The organism is Polaribacter sp. 2405UD43-2 (genome assembly GCF_058147125.1).
The window spans coordinates 18,607-37,298 of sequence record NZ_JBYVJX010000010.1; the positions used below are offsets into that span (position 1 = coordinate 18,607).

Annotated in this window: 19 protein-coding genes; 7 read left to right on the plus strand and 12 right to left on the minus strand. The window is 31.0% G+C overall.

The window, feature by feature from the left end; all coding sequences use genetic code 11:
- From rplV to rpsL, 10 genes are all read right to left on the minus strand, one after another.
- Nucleotides 1-405, minus strand: a complete 405-nt coding sequence (rplV, locus tag ACY2RX_RS12460) for a 50S ribosomal protein L22 (protein WP_397447313.1) — start codon at nucleotides 403-405, stop codon at nucleotides 1-3.
- 7 nt (nucleotides 406-412) lie between these two features.
- On the minus strand, nucleotides 413-691 hold the full coding sequence (gene rpsS / locus ACY2RX_RS12465) for a 30S ribosomal protein S19 (protein WP_015482224.1): 279 nt from the start codon (nucleotides 689-691) through the stop codon (nucleotides 413-415).
- A 7-nt stretch (nucleotides 692-698) separates the two neighbouring features.
- Nucleotides 699-1,523, minus strand: a complete 825-nt coding sequence (gene rplB, locus ACY2RX_RS12470; protein WP_490104310.1) for a 50S ribosomal protein L2 — start codon at nucleotides 1,521-1,523, stop codon at nucleotides 699-701.
- An 11-nt stretch (nucleotides 1,524-1,534) separates the two neighbouring features.
- Nucleotides 1,535-1,825, minus strand: a complete 291-nt coding sequence (gene rplW, locus ACY2RX_RS12475; protein WP_109403432.1) for a 50S ribosomal protein L23 — start codon at nucleotides 1,823-1,825, stop codon at nucleotides 1,535-1,537.
- 4 nt (nucleotides 1,826-1,829) lie between these two features.
- Nucleotides 1,830-2,459: a 50S ribosomal protein L4 gene (gene rplD, locus ACY2RX_RS12480; RefSeq protein WP_288955439.1), complete on the minus strand. Its 630-nt coding sequence runs from the start codon at nucleotides 2,457-2,459 to the stop codon at nucleotides 1,830-1,832.
- Entirely contained in the window at nucleotides 2,459-3,076 is a 618-nt protein-coding gene (gene rplC / locus ACY2RX_RS12485; protein WP_490104311.1) for a 50S ribosomal protein L3, read from the minus strand. The genes rplD and rplC overlap by 1 nt, the downstream gene beginning before the upstream one ends.
- Before the next feature lie 443 nt (nucleotides 3,077-3,519).
- Nucleotides 3,520-3,825 (minus strand): 30S ribosomal protein S10, encoded by a 306-nt coding sequence (gene rpsJ / locus ACY2RX_RS12490; RefSeq protein WP_068363283.1) that lies wholly within the window; start codon nucleotides 3,823-3,825, stop codon nucleotides 3,520-3,522.
- 113 nt (nucleotides 3,826-3,938) lie between these two features.
- Nucleotides 3,939-6,056 carry an elongation factor G gene (gene fusA, locus ACY2RX_RS12495; RefSeq protein ID WP_490104312.1) on the minus strand — a complete coding sequence of 706 codons (2,118 nt, stop codon included), beginning with the start codon at nucleotides 6,054-6,056 and terminating at the stop codon, nucleotides 3,939-3,941.
- 5 nt (nucleotides 6,057-6,061) lie between these two features.
- On the minus strand, nucleotides 6,062-6,541 hold the full coding sequence (gene rpsG / locus ACY2RX_RS12500; protein ID WP_490104313.1) for a 30S ribosomal protein S7: 480 nt from the start codon (nucleotides 6,539-6,541) through the stop codon (nucleotides 6,062-6,064).
- An 87-nt stretch (nucleotides 6,542-6,628) separates the two neighbouring features.
- Nucleotides 6,629-7,003 carry a 30S ribosomal protein S12 gene (gene rpsL, locus ACY2RX_RS12505; RefSeq protein ID WP_015482216.1) on the minus strand — a complete coding sequence of 125 codons (375 nt, stop codon included), beginning with the start codon at nucleotides 7,001-7,003 and terminating at the stop codon, nucleotides 6,629-6,631.
- Nucleotides 7,004-7,179: 176 nt separating this feature from the next.
- Here rpsL and ACY2RX_RS12510 point away from each other — a divergent pair, with 176 nt between their 5' ends.
- The 6 genes from ACY2RX_RS12510 to rlmB all read left to right on the plus strand — a co-directional run bounded on the left by ACY2RX_RS12510 (nucleotide 7,180) and on the right by rlmB (nucleotide 15,899).
- On the plus strand, nucleotides 7,180-8,844 hold the full coding sequence (locus ACY2RX_RS12510; RefSeq protein WP_490104314.1) for a ShlB/FhaC/HecB family hemolysin secretion/activation protein: 1,665 nt from the start codon (nucleotides 7,180-7,182) through the stop codon (nucleotides 8,842-8,844).
- Between the two features lie 164 nt (nucleotides 8,845-9,008).
- A complete protein-coding gene (locus ACY2RX_RS12515; protein WP_490104315.1) occupies nucleotides 9,009-12,158 on the plus strand; it encodes a SusC/RagA family TonB-linked outer membrane protein in 3,150 nt (1,049 codons plus the stop codon).
- A 12-nt stretch (nucleotides 12,159-12,170) separates the two neighbouring features.
- Nucleotides 12,171-13,691, plus strand: coding sequence for a SusD/RagB family nutrient-binding outer membrane lipoprotein (locus ACY2RX_RS12520; protein WP_490104316.1), 1,521 nt, complete (start codon nucleotides 12,171-12,173; stop codon nucleotides 13,689-13,691).
- A 14-nt stretch (nucleotides 13,692-13,705) separates the two neighbouring features.
- On the plus strand, nucleotides 13,706-14,392 hold the full coding sequence (locus ACY2RX_RS12525; protein ID WP_490104317.1) for a BT_2262 family domain-containing protein: 687 nt from the start codon (nucleotides 13,706-13,708) through the stop codon (nucleotides 14,390-14,392).
- A gap of 1 nt (nucleotide 14,393) precedes the next feature.
- Nucleotides 14,394-15,065, plus strand: a complete 672-nt coding sequence (locus tag ACY2RX_RS12530) for a lipid-binding protein (RefSeq protein ID WP_490104318.1) — start codon at nucleotides 14,394-14,396, stop codon at nucleotides 15,063-15,065.
- A 90-nt stretch (nucleotides 15,066-15,155) separates the two neighbouring features.
- Nucleotides 15,156-15,899: a 23S rRNA (guanosine(2251)-2'-O)-methyltransferase RlmB gene (rlmB, locus tag ACY2RX_RS12535; protein WP_490104319.1), complete on the plus strand. Its 744-nt coding sequence runs from the start codon at nucleotides 15,156-15,158 to the stop codon at nucleotides 15,897-15,899.
- Between the two features lie 16 nt (nucleotides 15,900-15,915).
- On the opposite strand, the gene ACY2RX_RS12540 is transcribed toward rlmB, so the two are convergent.
- A complete protein-coding gene (locus ACY2RX_RS12540) occupies nucleotides 15,916-16,590 on the minus strand; it encodes a rhomboid family intramembrane serine protease (RefSeq protein WP_490104320.1) in 675 nt (224 codons plus the stop codon).
- Between the two features lie 76 nt (nucleotides 16,591-16,666).
- Here ACY2RX_RS12540 and ACY2RX_RS12545 point away from each other — a divergent pair, with 76 nt between their 5' ends.
- Nucleotides 16,667-17,938 carry a replication-associated recombination protein A gene (locus ACY2RX_RS12545; protein WP_490104321.1) on the plus strand — a complete coding sequence of 424 codons (1,272 nt, stop codon included), beginning with the start codon at nucleotides 16,667-16,669 and terminating at the stop codon, nucleotides 17,936-17,938.
- Here ACY2RX_RS12545 and ACY2RX_RS12550 read toward each other — a convergent pair.
- Nucleotides 17,935-18,690: a hypothetical protein gene (locus tag ACY2RX_RS12550; RefSeq protein WP_490104322.1), complete on the minus strand. Its 756-nt coding sequence runs from the start codon at nucleotides 18,688-18,690 to the stop codon at nucleotides 17,935-17,937. The genes ACY2RX_RS12545 and ACY2RX_RS12550 overlap by 4 nt on opposite strands.
- Between the last annotated feature and the right edge of the window lie 2 nt (nucleotides 18,691-18,692).

The window sequence follows — 18,692 nt, forward strand, 5'->3', positions numbered from 1 at the left end:
TTAATTACTTAAATTTTTACTACCTAACTCTAAAGTAACGTGGTTAGAACGCTTACGAATTCTATGAGCACGCCCTTGTGGAGCTGGTCTTAATCTTTTTAACATTCCTGCACTATCTACACAAATAGATTTTACATATAAACCTGCGTCTTCTATAGATGCATCTTCATTTTTAGCTTGCCAGTTTGCAATTGCAGACAATAACAATTTCTCTAAATTGATGGATGCTTCTTTTGGGCTGAACTTTAAGATTTGTAAAGCTTTTTCAACTTCTACACCTCTAACTTGGTCTGCCACCAAACGCATTTTTCTTGGTGATGTAGGACAGTTAGTAAGCTTTGCAAAAGCACGTTGCTTTCTATCTGCTTTTAACTGATCTGCCATATTTTTTTTACGAACTCCCATTTCCTACTTATTTTTTTCCTTTATTTTTTGCACCAGCGTGTCCTCTAAAAGAACGAGTTGGTGAAAATTCGCCTAATTTATGCCCTACCATGTTTTCTGTAACATATACTGGTACAAACTGACGTCCGTTATGAACTGCAATAGTTTGTCCTACAAAATCTGGAGTAATCATACTTGCTCTAGACCAAGTTTTAATTACTGTTTTGTTACCAGCTTCTACATTAGCCAACACTTTTTTCTCTAATTTATAGTGAACGTAAGGTCCTTTTTTTAATGATCTTGCCATAACTTAATTATTTCTTTCTACGTTCTATAATATACTTATTACTAGCCTTAGTCTTAGATCTAGTTTTAAATCCTTTAGCAGGAATACCATTTCTAGATCTTGGATGACCTCCAGAAGCACGTCCTTCTCCACCACCCATTGGATGATCAACAGGGTTCATTCTTACTGCATTTACTCTTGGTCTTCTACCTAACCATCTTCTTCTACCTGCTTTACCAGATACTAATAATTGATGATCTGAATTAGATACAACTCCAATTGTAGCCATACACGTTAACAAGATTAATCTTGTTTCACCAGAAGGTAACTTAACCGTAGCATACTTACCATCTCTTGCCATTAGCTGCGCAAAAGAACCAGCAGAACGCGCCATAACAGCTCCTTGACCTGGGTGCAATTCTATACAAGAAATTGTTGTTCCTAAAGGAATTTCACTTAATGGCATTGCATTTCCAATTTCTGGAGCAATGTCACTACCTGAAATAATAGTTTGACCTACTTTTAAACCGTTTTGAGCAATTACATAACGTTTTTCACCATCAGCATAACTAAGTAATGCAATAAATGCTGTACGATTTGGATCGTACTCTATAGTTTTTACTGTTGCAGGAACACCTGTTTTATCTCTTTTAAAATCGATAATACGGTATTTTTGTTTATGACCACCACCAATATTACGTGTTGTCATTCTACCCTGATTGTTTCGACCTCCAGATCTTTTTTTCGGTGCCAATAATGACTTTTCCGGCTTATCAGTTGTTATGGTGTCGAACCCATTTACAACTCTAAAACGCTGACCTGGTGTTATTGGTTTTAATTTTCTAACTGACATTCTGTCTTTTCTTAAAGATTGTTATAAAAATCAATACTTTCTCCTTCCGCTAACTGCACAATTGCTTTTTTGTATCCGCTCTTAATACCAGTAACTAAACCTTTTTTAGTATACTTTGTATTTCTTTGAATTGGATAGTTTAAAGTTTTTACGCTTGAAATAGAAACTCCATAAGCTGCCTCAACAGCATCTTTAATCTCCACTTTGTTAGCTTTTTTATCTACAACAAATGAATAACGATTAAATAATTCGCTATCGTTTGTCGCTTTTTCCGTAATAATAGGTTTAATTAAAATACTCATTTCCCTATTTGCTTAAATTTGAGTTAATTCCTTCTAAAGAACCTTCGGTAATCACAACTTTATTAGCGTTTAAAACACCATAAGTATAAATTTCTGAAGCGTTGATCACTTTAGAGTTTTTCAAGTTTCTTGATGACAAATAAACATTGCTATTCTCACCATTTAAAACAAATAATGATTTTTTAGTATCCAACTCTAATGCTTTTAAAACATTTACAAAGTTTTTAGTTTTTGGAGAATCAAAATTGAAGTCTTCAACTACTACTAAATTTTTATCATTTGCTTGAATACTTAAAGCAGATTTACGTGCTAAACGCTTTAAGTTTTTATTCAATTTAAAAGAATAATTTCTTGGTCTTGGTCCGAACATACGCCCACCACCTCTAAAAACACCAGACTTGATAGAACCTGCTCTTGCAGTACCAGTTCCTTTTTGTTTTTTTATCTTTCTTGTAGAACCAGTAATTTCAGCTCTTTCTTTAGATTTATGAGTTCCTTGACGTTGGTTTGCCAAGTACTGTTTAACATCTAAATAAATAGCGTGATCATTAGGCTCTATACCAAATACATCTTTAGAAAGTTCAACTTTTCTACCTGTATCTTTCCCTGTAATATCTAAAACTGCTACTTTCATTATTTCTGAATAGTTACAAAAGCATTTTTGTGTCCAGGAACCGCTCCTTTAACAACAAGTAAGTTCTTTTCAGCAACTACTTTTAATACTCTTAAGTTTTGTACTTTCACATTTTCGCCACCCATTCTTCCTGCCATACGCATTCCTTTGAATACTCTTGCAGGGTAAGATGCAGCACCAATAGAACCAGGAGCTCTTAAACGATTATGTTGACCGTGAGTAGCTTGACCCACACCCGCAAAACCGTGGCGTTTTACAACACCTTGAAAACCTTTTCCTTTTGATACACCTGACACGTCAACAAATTCTCCTTCAGTAAAGTGCTCTACTGTGATAGAATCTCCTAATTTGTACTCTTCTTCAAACCCTTGGAATTCAACGACTTTCTTTTTAGCAGTGGTGCCAGCTTTTTTAAAGTGACCGTCTAACGCTTTGTTAGAACTCTTCGACTTTTTGTCATCGAAACCAAGTTGCAACGCATTGTAGCCGTCAACCTCTTCGGTTCTGACTTGGGTAACAACGCAAGGACCTGCTTCGATTACTGTACAAGGAATATTTTTCCCGTTTTCATCAAATAAGCTGGTCATTCCAATTTTTCTTCCTATTAACCCAGACATTTAGTTAAAATTTTAGACGATAAAATCAGTTTTTAGTTGTTCGTTTTTAGTTCTTAGTTCTTTATCAGAACCTTAAACTTTTAAACCCTGAACTTAAACTTAAAATTTCAGCGCGTCTATTATTAATAATTATTTTTTTGAAACTAATGTTTCACTTTCATCTTTCACGTTTCTTTCAAAAAAAATCAGCATAAAAACGCGTTCTATACTGAATTTGTTTTTACCGTTTTTCCTTTGCGAAACGCTCTAGACATATTACTGTTATTGAGTTTTGTACTAAAAAACAGCATCACCCTACTCTATTTCGGGTTGCAAAAGTATAAAAAACTTTCGGCTTAACAAAATTAAACCGAAAGTTAACACTTTATTTTTGTTCGAGATTCCGAAACAAGTTCGGAATGTATTCAACTAATAAACTTTTCTACTGAAAAGTTTAAGTTTCATTACACTTTAATCTCAACCTCAACACCGCTTGGTAACTCAAGTTTCATTAAAGCATCAATAGTTTTTGAAGAAGAACTATAAATGTCTAATAATCTTTTGTAAGCAGCTAATTGAAATTGCTCTCTAGACTTCTTGTTTACGTGTGGTGAACGCAAAACTGTAAAAATCTTTTTATGTGTTGGTAAAGGTATTGGTCCGTTTACAACTGCGCCCGTACTTTTTACCGTCTTTACTATTTTTTCAGCAGACTTATCTACTAAGTTGTAATCGTAAGACTTTAATTTTATTCTAATTTTTTGACTCATCTTTTTTAGTTATTAGTTGTTAGTTGTTAGTTGTTAGTTCTTGTTGTTTGGAAATATTAAAATTTAGCATTCAACTTTTAAACTATCAAACTTTCAACTTTCTAACTTATTATTTATCCTTTAGCAGCTGCTATTACTTCTTCAGATATATTTGATGGGGTTTCTGCGTAATGAGAAAACTCCATAGTAGAAGTTGCTCTACCAGAAGACATTGTTCTTAAAGCAGTAACATAACCAAACATTTCTGATAATGGCACTGTAGCTTTAACAACTTTAGACCCTGCTCTATCTGACATATCAGAAACCTGACCTCTTCTTCTGTTTAAATCTCCTACGATATCACCCATATTTTCTTCTGGAGTTAACACTTCTAACTTCATAATAGGCTCCATAATTTTAGCTCTTGCAGCTTTTGCAGCAGCTTTGTAACCTAATTTTGCAGCTAACTCAAATGATAATTGATCAGAATCTACAGGGTGGAAAGAACCATCTTTTAATGTTACTTTCATTGAATCCATTTCGTAACCCGCTAAAGGACCGTTTTTCATTGCTTCTTTGAATCCTTTTTCTACTGATGGTACAAATTCTTTTGGAACGTTACCACCTTTAATAATAGATTCGAATTGCAAACCTTGAGTTCCTTCATCTGCAGGCTCCATAGTAAATACAATATCTGCAAACTTACCACGTCCACCAGATTGTTTCTTATAAACCTCTCTATGATCTGCTGCAGCTGTAATTGCTTCTTTGTACTCAACTTGTGGTTGACCTTGATTTACATCAACTTTAAACTCACGCTTTAAACGATCTACAATAATATCTAAGTGTAATTCACCCATTCCTGATATAATTGTTTGACCAGAAGCTTCATCTGTTCTAACCGTAAATGTTGGATCTTCTTCTGCTAACTTCGCTAAAGACATTCCTAATTTATCTACATCTGCTTTTGTTTTAGGCTCAACTGCGATACCAATTACTGGATCTGGAAAATCCATAGATTCTAAAACAATAGGATGTTTTTCTGAAGAAAGTGTATCTCCTGTCTTAATTGACTTAAATCCTACAGCAGCACCAATATCTCCTGCCTCAATATAATCGATAGCATTTTGCTTATTAGCGTGCATTTGATAGATTCTAGAAATACGTTCTTTTTTTCCTGAACGATTATTTAACACATAAGAACCTGCATCTAATCTACCAGAATATGATCTAAAAAATGCTAAACGACCTACAAAAGGATCTGTAGCAATTTTAAATGCTAAGGCAGCAAACGGCTCTTTTGCATCTGGCTTACGAGAAATTTCTTCTCCTGTATCAGGATCTGTTCCAATAATAGCCTCTTTATCTAAAGGTGATGGTAAATAACGACATACAGCATCTAATAAGAACTGAACACCTTTATTTTTAAATGCTGAACCACAAATCATAGGTATGATAGCCATATCCATAACAGCAGCTCTTAAAGCGGCATGTACTTCATCTTCTGTAATAGAATCTTCATCTTCCATGAATTTTTCTAACAAGTTCTCATCGTAACTTGCTACTTCTTCAATTAATAAAGCTCTATACTCTCTTGCTTCTTCTTTTAATTCTTCTGGAATTTCAATCACATCAAAAGTAGCTCCTTGTGTTTCATCATGCCACACAATTGCTCTATTCTTAACTAAATCTACGATTCCTTTAAAATCAGCTTCTTCACCTATTGGTAAAACAATAGGAACTGCATTAGAACCTAACATTTCTTTTACCTGAGTGTTTACATTTAAGAAATCAGATCCTTGACGATCCATTTTGTTAACGAAACCAATTCTTGGTACTTTATAGTTATCAGCCAACCTCCAGTTAGTTTCAGATTGTGGCTCTACACCATCAACCGCAGAAAATAAGAAAACTAAACCATCTAATACACGTAAAGATCTATTTACCTCTACAGTAAAATCTACGTGACCAGGAGTATCAATAATATTAAAGTGATATCCTTTTGTATCTGGAGTTGGTTTTGCGTTTTCTAAAGGAAATTGCCAGGTACAAGTTGTTGCTGCAGAAGTAATTGTAATACCTCTTTCTTGCTCTTGTTCCATCCAATCCATTGTAGCTGCACCATCATGTACTTCACCAATTTTATGTGAAACACCTGTATAATATAGCACACGCTCAGTTGTTGTGGTTTTACCAGCATCAATATGTGCTGCAATACCAATATTTCTTGTATATTTTAAATCTCTAGCCATTTCTATTAAAATCTAAAGTGTGAGAATGCTTTATTAGCTTCTGCCATTTTATGAGTATCTACTCTTTTCTTAACAGCAGCTCCTTCTTCTTTAGCCGCAGCTAAAATTTCAGCAGCTAAACGCTGTGCCATCGTTTTTTCGTTTCTCTTACGAGTGTACAAAATCATCCATTTAATAGCCATAGATACTTTACGATCTGGTCTAATTTGCATTGGAATTTGGAATGTTGCACCACCTACTCTACGAGATCTTACTTCTACGTGAGGCATTACATTTGACAAACCATCTTTCCAGATTTCTAAAGCCGATTTTTCTTCGCCTTCTCCTTTTCTTTCTTCTACAATTTCTAATGCATCGTAAAATACTTTAAATGCTACTGACTTCTTACCACTCCACATTAAGTTATTCACAAAACGTGTTACTAACTGATCATTAAACTTTGGATCTGGTAATAAGACTCTTTTTTTTGCTGCTCTTTTTCTCATGTCTTTAAAATTGAGTTGTTAGGTGTTAGGTGTTAGGTGTTAGGGTTTTAATTTCTAAAACACAAACTCATAACTCATAACTTAATTTTACTTCTTAGGGCGTTTGGCACCGTATTTTGATCTACGTTGCGTTCTTCCTTCAACTCCTGCAGTATCTAAAGCACCACGTACTACGTGATATTTTACACCTGGTAAGTCTTTTACCCTTCCACCTCTAACTAATACTATCGAGTGCTCTTGTAAGTTATGTCCTTCACCTGGAATGTATGCGTTTATCTCATTACCATTTGTTAATCTAACTCTGGCAACTTTACGCATTGCTGAATTAGGTTTCTTTGGCGTTGTAGTATAAACACGAGTACAAACTCCACGTCTTTGAGGACTTCCTTGTAAAGCAGCCGATTTACTCTTCTTAGTTATTTTGGTTCTTCCTTTACGAACTAATTGTTGAATAGTTGGCATACTAAATAATTACTGTTTTTCGTTTATATTAAACATTATCCCTATTTTTAAGGGTGCGCAAATGTACAACTAATTTCTAATTATTCAAATATCAGCAAGTTATTTTTTCTAAACGATTTTTTATTAGAAGGTTTTTACGAATTTAATTTACATTTGAACCCTACAAAACAGTTATTTTGAAGCAAAAACTTACTCATTATTTATATATACTTTTTTTTATTTCTTCTATTCATAGTTTTTTTGCTCAAGATTTAACTTTGCAGATAACTTCTAAAAATGATTATGAAAAAGAAATTTTAGAGAAAATTGATTATCAAAAAACCCACAGAGACTCAATTTCAATAAATTTAGAAATCGAAAAAGTTTCTGATTTTTTAAAAAATGATGGCTATTTTACAAATACAATTGACAGCATCAAAAAAAATAAAAACTCTTATTTAGCATATTTCTCTTTAAATAAAAGAATAGAAAATGTTATTCTTAAAATCAATCCTAAAAATAAATTTCTACTGAATGGTTTTAAAATCAAAAAAGATTCTATTAGCATCCCAATAAAAAAACTACAACAAACACTTTTAAGTATTTCTAAAAAATTGGATGAACAAGGAAATTCGTTTTCAAAAGCCCAGTTAAAAAACATACTTATTAAAAACAAAACGTTGTTTGCTGATTTAGATATTCATCAATCAAAAAAAAGAATTATAAATAGGGTAATTGTAAAAGGGTATGAAAAATTTCCGAAATCATATTTAAAAAACTACTTTACTATAAATTCAAATACTGTTTTTAATCAACAAAAACTTAAAGAAATTACTTCTTTATCTAAAAACCTACAGTTTGCTAAAGAAATAAAAGCACCTGAAGTTTTATTTACAAAAGATTCTACCTTATTATATATATACCTAAAAAAATATCAAAATAATAGCTTTGACGGATTGGTTAATTTTTCATCAAAAGAAAGTGGTGGCATTTTATTTAACGGAAACATTGACCTAAAATTAAACAATATACTAAACTCTGGCGAAAAATTTAACTTATATTGGAATCGCATTGGAGATGAAAGACAGGAGTTTAAAGTATTAACAAATATCCCTTATATTTTTAATTCAAAAATAAGTCCTGAACTATCTTTTTCTATCTACAAACAAGATTCAACTTTTTTAAATACAAAATTTGATACAAAGTTATTTTACAACATCAACTCTAAAATTAAAATTGCATTAACTTATGATTTAGAATCATCAGAAAATTTAAACAAAAAAATTAAAAACAACATTAAAACTTTTAGCAATTACTTTTTAGGTTTTAATTTTCAATATAGCATTTCTAATAATGATTTCTTTTTTAATGAAAAATTTAATCTTGAAGTTAATCCTACTATAGGAAAAAGGACAGCTGATGGTAATTCAACTAATCAATTCAAAATTGAATCGACAATATCATATCTTTGGAATTTGAGCCATAGAGGCAATATTTATGTTAAAAATAAAACCAGCTATCTTAATAGTGATACATTTTTAAATAACGAACTATTTAGGATTGGAGGAGCAAATTCTTTAAGAGGATTTAATGAGCAAAGTATTTTTACAAATAATTACTCTTATTTTAATATTGAATATAGATATTTAGCTTCACAAACTTCTTACTTATATACATTTACAGATATTGGAGTTGCAAAAATAAATTCAAACTCAAATAATTTATTAGGAATTGGACTAGGCTATAAATTTACCTCAAATAAATCTCAAATAAATCTAGCTTTTGCAGTAAGAAAAGATAATAACAGCTATTTTACAATAAATAAAAGTCAAATTATCATTAATTGGATAAATTTCTTTTAAATAATATCCCTATTGAAAACACCTCAATTTTAACGACTTACTGAGTAGAATTTTATCAAAAAAAAATAAAAATTACTGACATTCAATTCATTTTTATGTTAAAAAATTGTTTTTTTAAGATTAATTTAAGACTTTTGGGACTAATTAATTCAAATAATTATAAAATGAAGACAAAGTTTAATGGAATTTTAACGCTATTACTGGCGTTTGTGGTGCAAATTACCTTTGCACAGCAAAAAACTATTTCCGGTACTGTATCTGATGAATCAGGACCTTTACCAGGAGTTAGTATTTTTATTAAGGGTACCAATAAAGGTACAGAAAGTGATTTTGACGGAAAATTCACTGTCAAAGCTAAAACTGGAGATGTTTTAGTTTTTAGATATCTTGGTTACAAAGTTATTGAGCGAACAGTTGGCAACTCAAACACTATTAATGTAACTATGAAAGAAGATGCTAATGTATTAGAAGAAATAGTTGTTACTGCAAGTGGTTTAACAAAAGAAAAGAAAGCTTTAGGTTATGCAGCAACATCTCTAAAGAATGAAGAACTATTGGTTTCTAAGACACCAAATCCAATAGACGCATTACAAGGAAAAGTATCTGGTATAGATATTTCTACAGCACCAGGACCAGGAGCAAGTCAGAACGTAATTATTAGAGGAGCATCTTCTTTTGGTTCTAATCAGCCCTTGTATATTGTTGATGGTATACCAATGAGTAATGGTCGTAATAGTTCAGGAAGTAGTTTAAATGATCAAGTTGATTTTGGAACAGGTATAAACGCCTTAAATCCAAATGACATTGAAGAATTAACAGTTTTAAAAGGAGCAGCTGCAACAGCTTTGTATGGTTCTAGAGCTGCAAATGGTTTAATAATGATTGTTACAAAATCTGGTAAAAATTCTGATGGAAAAATTAGAATTAATTATGCAGGAGACTTTGCACTTACAAGAGTAGGTTTCTTACCTGAAGAGCAGAAACAATTTGGTCAAGGTTGGAGTGGAGATAGAGCTTTGGATGAAAATGGAAACTGGGGTCCAGCTTATGATGGAAAAGATAGAGTTTGGGGTAGAATTGTAGACTTTACTCAAAAAATAAAGCCTTATGTTTATTTAGAAGACAGAGTTAGAAACTTTTACACTTTGGGAGAATCTCAAAGTCATTCGTTATCAGCTACAGGAGGAAATGAATTTACAAATTTTTATTTGTCTTTATCTCAAAACGAAGTTGATGGACCAGCTCCAACAAAAGCTGATTCGTATAAAAGACAAACTGTATCTCTTAAAGGTAGTCACAAACACAATAAAATTAAAGTTCAAGCAGCTGTAAATGTTGCTTCGGAAAAAACAAGAGCTATCCCTTCAGGGCAAAACAACTCTTTACATAGATCTTTATACGAAATAGCGAATGATATTTCTATAACAGAATTAAAAGATTACAATAATCAATTTAACAACCTAGATAATTATTTTACGCCTTATGGAGTAAACCCATATTTTATATTAAATGAAAATGGCGCTACCCAACAAAAATATAAGTTTTACGGAAACTTTAAGATTGATTATAATATTCTAAGTAATTTAAGAGCTCAATATGCTTTTGGAGCAGATTTTGAAACATCAACTTCAGACACCCATACTGCTGTAAGAGCAAACACAAGAGGACAAGCTACAGATGATGGTGAATATAATCAAGTTAAAAGAAATGGCTTGCAACTTAATCATGATATAAGAGCAATATATGATGCAAAGATTAACGATGATATATCTCTAAATGCTTTAGTTGGGGTTAATGTGAATCAAATAAGTTCTGATGTATTAACAGCTGGTGTTTCTAAATTAGATTTACCTGGTAGATATCATTTAAATAATTCTACATCACCTTCAACCTCAGCGCAAGGTTCATCATTAAGAAGATTAATAGGAACGTATGCTACTGCAGACTTAAGTTTTAAAAATTATCTTTTCTTAAATCTTTCTGCAAGAAATGACTGGTCTTCTACATTACCAAAGAAAAATAATTCTTACTTCTATTCGGGACAGACATTAAGCTTTATTTTATCTGAATATTTAAATTCTATCAATGTTAATACTGGAGTATTAAATTTTGCTAAATTGAGAGCTGCTTATGGTTCTACGGGTAAAGATGCACCTGTATATTCAATCCTTGAAAGATATGTTACAGGAGCATCATCTAACCCTGGATTCCCTAATATTGATAATTTATTTTTTCCGATTGGAGGTTTAAATTCTTATTCAGCATCTAATAGATTACCTAATTTAGAGTTAGCACCAGAGCGTACAACAGAATTAGAATTTGGGGCTGAGGCTCAATTTTTTGATAACAGATTTGGCTTTGAAGTTTCTTATTATAACAGACTTACAAAAGGACTAATAAACACTGTTCCATTTGATCCTTCTTCAGGATACACAAGCGCGGTAGTTAATTTAGCTGATGTTAGAAATAAAGGATTTGAAGTAGATTTAAATGTTACCCCTTTAAAAACCGAAGATTTTTCTTGGAGAATTGATGCAAATTACTCAACAAACGATAATAAAGTAGAAGAACTTGATACTAAAGAAGTATTTCTTGGTGGTTTTGGTGGAGCAGGTATCTATGCAGTCAAAGGCGAAGCTTTAGGACAATTTAGAATTACTAGATTACAAAAAACCACTATTAATGGTGTAGAAAAAACAATTGTAGATGGAAATGGAATGCCAGTAGCTACAGTTGATGAAGAATACATTGGAAAGGACATTAATGAAAATTATAGATTAGGTCTAACAAATACATTTAAATGGAATGGTTTTACACTTTCTGGCACACTAGAATACAGAGATGGTGGTCATATTTTTTCTCAAACAAAAGCAAATATGCATTGGACAGGTAGTGGACCTGAAACAGTATTAAATGATAGAAAACCATTTGTAATTGAAAACTCTGTTGTTAAGAATGCTGATGGTACTTTTAGCGAGAATACTACTCCAGTAAACCCTACTGCTTTACATACGTTTTATAGCCAAGGAGGTCTTAAAGGAGAGGATTTTGCAATTTTAGATAGATCATTTTTAAAGTTAAGAAATATTAGTTTTGGCTATAATGTGCCTTCTAATTTTTGTGAAAAAATAAATTTAAAATCACTATCAGTAACTCTAAGTGCAAATAACATTTTATTGTGGACTCCTAAAGAAAATAAATATATAGACCCAGAAACAACTTCTTTTGGTAATGATATATCAGCAAAATTCGGAGAATTTTCTGCAAATCCACCAAATCAAACTTATACTTTTGGGATAAATATTAATCTATAAATTAAAAAAAAAATGAAAAAATATTTAACAATATTAATACTTACATCCTTGTTTCTAACAGTTAGTTGTGACAATTATTTGGATGTAAATACTGATCCAGATACTGTATCTGCAGATCAGATTACTGATCCTAAAGCACTTCTACCTACTGTAGAATTAAACATAGCTAATACAATAATGGGTTGGGATATGGGTATAAATGCTGGGCTTTATTCTCAATATTGGACAGCTGCTTACACACACGGTCAATTTAAGTCTGCTTCACAATACGAACCAGTTTCTATGGCTACGGCATATAATAACTTTACTAGTGGGATTTTAGCCGATACAAAAAAAATAAAAAAATTAGCTAAAGCTAATGATAAGTATAAAGGTTATGGATACATAGCTGAAGCATTATCAATATATTCATGGCAAATATTAACAGATGTTTGGGGTGATATACCTTATACAGAAGCTATTAAAGGAGATGAAGGAATTTACTATCCAAAATTTGATAAGGGAGAGGATATTTATAAAGATTTATTGAATAGAATAAATGCTTTAAGTAATATAGATCCTTCTGGATATTCACTACCCGTAGAGGATTCAGATTTAATTTTTTCTGGGAATTTTTCTAAATGGAAATTATTTGTAAATTCTTTAAAATTAAAGTTAATGATGCGTCTTTCTGAAACAAGTACATATAGTAATGCAGCTGTACTTAGTTTTATTAGTTCAAATTCATTTTTAACTGAGAATGCAAAAATTTCTGGAAGCATATGGGAAGATGGAAAAGAAGGAAAACGTCATCCAATGAGAGAATACGAACTAGGAAGTGCAAATTACCTTTCTAGAGCCTTAATAGCCTGTAGAACCTTTACAGATTATATGCGTTCTAAAGGAGATCCTAGACTACAAAAAGTATTAACAGATGTTAGTGGAAATATTAAAGGAGCATTTTTTGGAGACTTTGAATCTAAAAAGGATACTGATGGAAATGGAACAGATGATGAAGATGAAAAATATAGCTACCCTAAATTTGAAGCAAAAGCTGATATCATTTTATTATCAAACTGGGAAGTAAGCTTTTTTATAGCTGAAGTTTATGCTCGTAGTTCAAATGAGGCAAAAGCAAAGTCTTTTTATGAATTAGGTATACAACAATCATTCGACCAGCATAAGATTGCAGCAGTCCCTGCCTCTTTAAATTGGGTTGCAGGTGGTAGCATTCAAGAAAACATTAAACAAATTATGATGCAAAAATGGGTTGCTAATGCAAATTACCAACATATTGAATCATTTTTAGAAAGAAATAGAACTAGATATCCATCTTTAAACAAAGTTGATATAAAAGCAGATCGTACAGCTGTACATCTTAATTTCCCTATCGGAGACTTTACATTATCTGTTACTGGTAGAGCATTATTAAACGATGCGTTACCTCAGTCTGCGATATATCCTTTATCTGTATTAAATAGAAATATTAATTCACCTTCTCAAAAAGCAAATATGGCTGTTAAAGTTTGGTGGAATAAAAATTCTGCAAATTAATTAAAATTTTTATTATGAAACTTATTAAAAAACTCGCATTAACATTATTACTTGTTACTAGTTTTATTTCTTGTAGCGAAAGTAGTACAGACAATATTTCTAGTGAAGTGTATTTTGTGAAAATTACACTAAAAGGTAATGATATTGAAATATTAAAAGTAGGATCTCCAGCATATACTGATAAGGGCTATATTGCTACAGACAATGAAAAAGATGTCACATCTAAAGTATCTGTTGAAGGGACTGTAGATACATCTAAACTTGGAGCTTATACCCTAAAGTATTCTGCCACAAGTGGAGATGGTTATGTAACAACAGTAGAAAGACTTGTTATAGTTGCCCCTGTTAGCACTTCTCCTTTTAATTTAGAAGGAACTTATTTTGGTAACAGAGAGGGTAAAGCAAAGGTTGATAAAGCATGTAAAATAACTAAACTCGCAGATGGTATATTCTTAGCAACAGATTTATTTGCTGGTTACTATGAGCAAACATTAGGTTATGGTGCTGCTTATGCATGGAAAGCAATATTTTCTTTAAATTTAGACAATACTTTTACATTAATAAGTGCTCGTAACAAACCATTTGGTGCTGTTTGGAAACTAACAAATGCTTCGTACGATAATAGTACGAAAACTTTGAGTCACAGAGTAATACACCCATCTGGTTTTGGGTTTAATGTAAAATTAACAAAAAAACAATAAAATGAAAAAAAATATAATAAAAGCAATAGTATTAATTTTTGCTATATCTTTTTCTTCTTGTGATGAAAGTATAGATATATGGGATAGTGCAACATTAGATTATTCTGGTAGATATATTGTACGAACATTATCCGAAGATATGAAAACTGTATACCAAGGTTATAAAAACAATGAGTATCAAATTTTTAACACCTCTGAAAACATTGCTAATAAAATTTGGATAGTAGAAAAAGATGCACATAAAATAAATCTTAAAAGTAAGTTTTTATTAAAAGGAGATTTTAGTTCTTTCGAATCTACTACTGATGTTTTTGCAGATTTAGAAAATAATTTACCTGCTGTTGTAATTCCATCATCAAAACCAACAGCTCTTAATAAAACTATCACTGTAAACAGAAGTAATATTAAAGCTTCAGTTATGGAGGGTAAAATTATGCGAAAAGCTACTAAAACCAAAGGTGGTAATACTACAGATAGTATTTATGTAAAATTTAAATTATTAAGCGGGTCTGTAAAGTTTATAAGTGCAGCTGTGCCTGTAGCTCAAAGAGCTGATCCTCAAGTAGAAGAATTTAAATGGGTTTATGATTCTGTAACCTATGACAATACTAAAGATATTATTAGAGTTATTGCTGGTCATCTTTATACAGGTTACGATAAAGATAAATATTAAATCCTAAAATAAAAATTATAAAAACGTTTTTAAACCACCTTTTGCTAGGTGGTTTTTTTATGCTCAATATTTTTAGCATACCTTTGCAATATGACAACAGAAACAACAAATATTTTCGGTATAAGAGCAATCATAGAAGCAATTGAAAGTGGTTCTACGATAAATAAAATATACTTACAAAAAGGCTTAAGAGGCAATTTATTTTACGAGTTAGATAAACTTATAAAAACAAAAAAGATTGCGTCAAGTACTGTTCCTGTAGAAAAATTAGATAGATTATCTAAAAACAACAATCATCAAGGTGCAGTTGCTCAAATTTCTCCTGTTGAATTTTATGATTTAGAAGAACTTATTGAAAATACTATTGCAAATAAAAAAATACCTCTTTTTTTACTTTTAGATCAAGTTTCTGATGTGCGAAATTTTGGTGCTATTATTAGAACTGCTGAATGCACAGGTGTTAATGGAATTATCATTCAAAAAAATGCCAGTGCGCCTGTAAATGCTGAAACCATAAAAACTTCTGCTGGCGCAGCTTTTAAAATGCCAATTTGTAAAGTAGATCATATAAAGGACGCTTTGTTTATTTTACAAGCATCAGAAATAAAAACTATTGCTGCCACAGAAAAAACTGAAGATTCTATTTTTGATGTTAATTTTAATCAACCCATTGCAATAATAATGGGGTCTGAACATAGAGGCGTAAATCCATCCATATTAAAAATGGTAGACTATAAAGCTAAACTACCTTTATTGGGCGAAATTGCTTCATTAAATGTGTCTGTAGCTTGCGGAGCTTTTTTATACGAAACAGTTAGACAGAGAATTAAGTAATAAAAATTAATTTTTATTACTCAGTTATACTATTTTGCTCCTCTTCTATTTTTGGTGGAGAAAAGTTGCCATTTTCATCAAAAAGTAAATCGAATTCTGTTTCTTTAAATTGATGTTCTTCTTTAATAATTCCTTTTTTTCTGTAAATAATTGCCAATATCAATCCAACTAGAAACCCAGATAAATGCCCTTCCCAAGACATTCCTTCTTTTATTGGTAAAACATACCAAATCATACTTCCGTAAAGAAAAATAATGATTAATGATAATGCAATTAATCTAAAATGTTTTCTTATGATTCCACTAAAAAAGACAAAACTAAACAGTAAATAAACGATTCCGCTTGCACCAATATGATAAGATTCTCTCGCAATCATCCAAGTTAAAAATCCTGTAAAAAAACCTCCAAAAAGTAGAACTTTATAGGCAACCTCTTTATAAAAATAAAATACACTGCATAATAGCACAAATAAAGGGATGGAATTATTAAAAAGATGATTGATATTACTATGGATAAAATGGGTTAAGAAAACACCTCTAAATCCTTTAAAAGTTCTGGGATAAACTCCAAATTTGTTAAAATTGAACCCGAATTGTATTTCAATCCAATAAATTAACCAAATTGAAACAATAAATGCAATTGGAATTATAAAAACTGATTTCGATATTTTTAATTGATTTTCTTTATTCATCAGCATAAAAATAACAAAAATAGAACCAAATCTAATTTTTACAATTTCTGTCAGAAATCTTTATTATTTTTACTGAATGAATGAACCTTTGGCAGAAAGAATTAGACCAAAAACTCTAGATGATTATATTAGTCAGCAACATTTGGTAGGCAAAAATGGTGTTTTAACTAATTTAATTAAACAAGGAATTATTCCGTCTTTAATTTTGTGGGGACCTCCAGGAATAGGAAAAACGACACTTGCAAATATTATAGCAACAGCATCTAACAGACCTTTTTACACTTTGAGTGCCATTAGTTCTGGTGTAAAAGATGTGAGGGAAGTTATCGAGAAAGCAAAAAAAAGTGGTGGATTATTCACCACAAAAAATCCTATTTTGTTTATAGATGAAATTCATAGGTTTAGTAAATCTCAACAAGATTCTTTATTAGGAGCTGTAGAAAAAGGTTGGGTTACATTAATTGGAGCCACTACAGAAAACCCCAGTTTTGAAGTAATTCCTGCACTATTATCTCGTTGTCAGGTTTATATTTTAAATTCTTTTGATAAAAACGATTTAATTGCTCTTTTGCATAGAGCAATTGAGAAAGATGTAATTTTATCAACCAAAAAAATCACTTTAAAAGAAACGGATGCTTTGCTACAGATTTCAAGTGGTGATGCTAGAAAACTTCTAAATATTTTTGAATTATTAGTTTCTACCAATGATGAAATAGAAATTACAAACGATTTAGTTTTAGAAAAAATTCAGAAAAACACCGTTAGATATGACAAAACAGGCGAACAACATTATGATATAATTTCTGCTTTTATAAAATCGATAAGAGGTAGTGACCCAAATGGTGCTGTATATTGGTTGGCAAGAATGATAGAAGGTGGTGAAGATGTAAAATTTATTGCACGTAGATTATTAATTTCAGCGTCAGAAGATATTGGAAATGCAAATCCTACAGCCTTAATATTAGCAAATAATACTTTTCAAGCTGTTTCTGTAATTGGCAATCCAGAATCTAGAATTATACTGAGCCAATGTGCTGTGTATTTAGCTAATTCACCAAAAAGCAACGCATCTTATTTAGCCATAAAAGACGCTCAAAAATTAGTACAACAAACAGGAGATTTATCTATTCCACTTCATTTAAGAAATGCGCCTACAAAATTAATGAGGGATTTAGATTATGGCAAAAACTATAAATATTCGCACGATTTTGAAAACAATTTTGTAGTTCAAGAATATTTACCTGATGAAATTTCTGGAACAAAAATTTACAATCCAGGAAATAATTCTAGAGAAAATAATTTTAGAGAAACTTTAAAAAATAGATGGAAACAAAAGTATAAATACTAGAATTTTATTTGATAATTTTCTACCACTAAAAGACCATCAACATAATACTCAGCAACCCAATTGTTATTGCTTTTGTATAAAATTCCATTTTTATTATTAATGATAAAAACATCTTTTACATTTGTTTTTAAAACTTGAAAAACAACTGCTGGTTTTGTATTTACCAACTGAAATCCGTTTTTAATTTCCTGAGCATATAAAACCTGTTTTGTACTAATTGTATTGGTTTTGTTTTCTGTTTTGAGTATAACACGTTTAATTCCTGTAACAATTTTAGTAGGAGTCTTTTTATCAACTTTAACAACTGGTGTTTCAACATTTTCTTGGTAAGAATATTTTAAATCTGACATTGAAACATAAGCATTTCTTATTGCTTCTTGATACGCTTTTTTGTACTCTTTTTCTTTACTTTTACCTTCTTTAGAAACATAAACAACCTTGTTAAAACAATCTTTTAATTCAATAACACTTTTTGTTGTAAACATATTAGATTTATCTACCACATTTGCAATTAGAGCTAAACATTGGTTTTCAACTAAATCTTTTGGTAATTTTTCATTATTTAAAAAAACTGTAAAGCCTGATTTCTTTAATAAAAACTTGGTTAGAGAACTGGTTTTATATTGATCAGGTTTTTTTAGAAAATCGAACTTTTGTGGCACAATTACATATTTGTAATTGTTAATTTTATCGTTTTGTGCTTTTGAAACAATTGAAAAAAGCAGAAAAAATACGATTATTATTCTTTTCATTT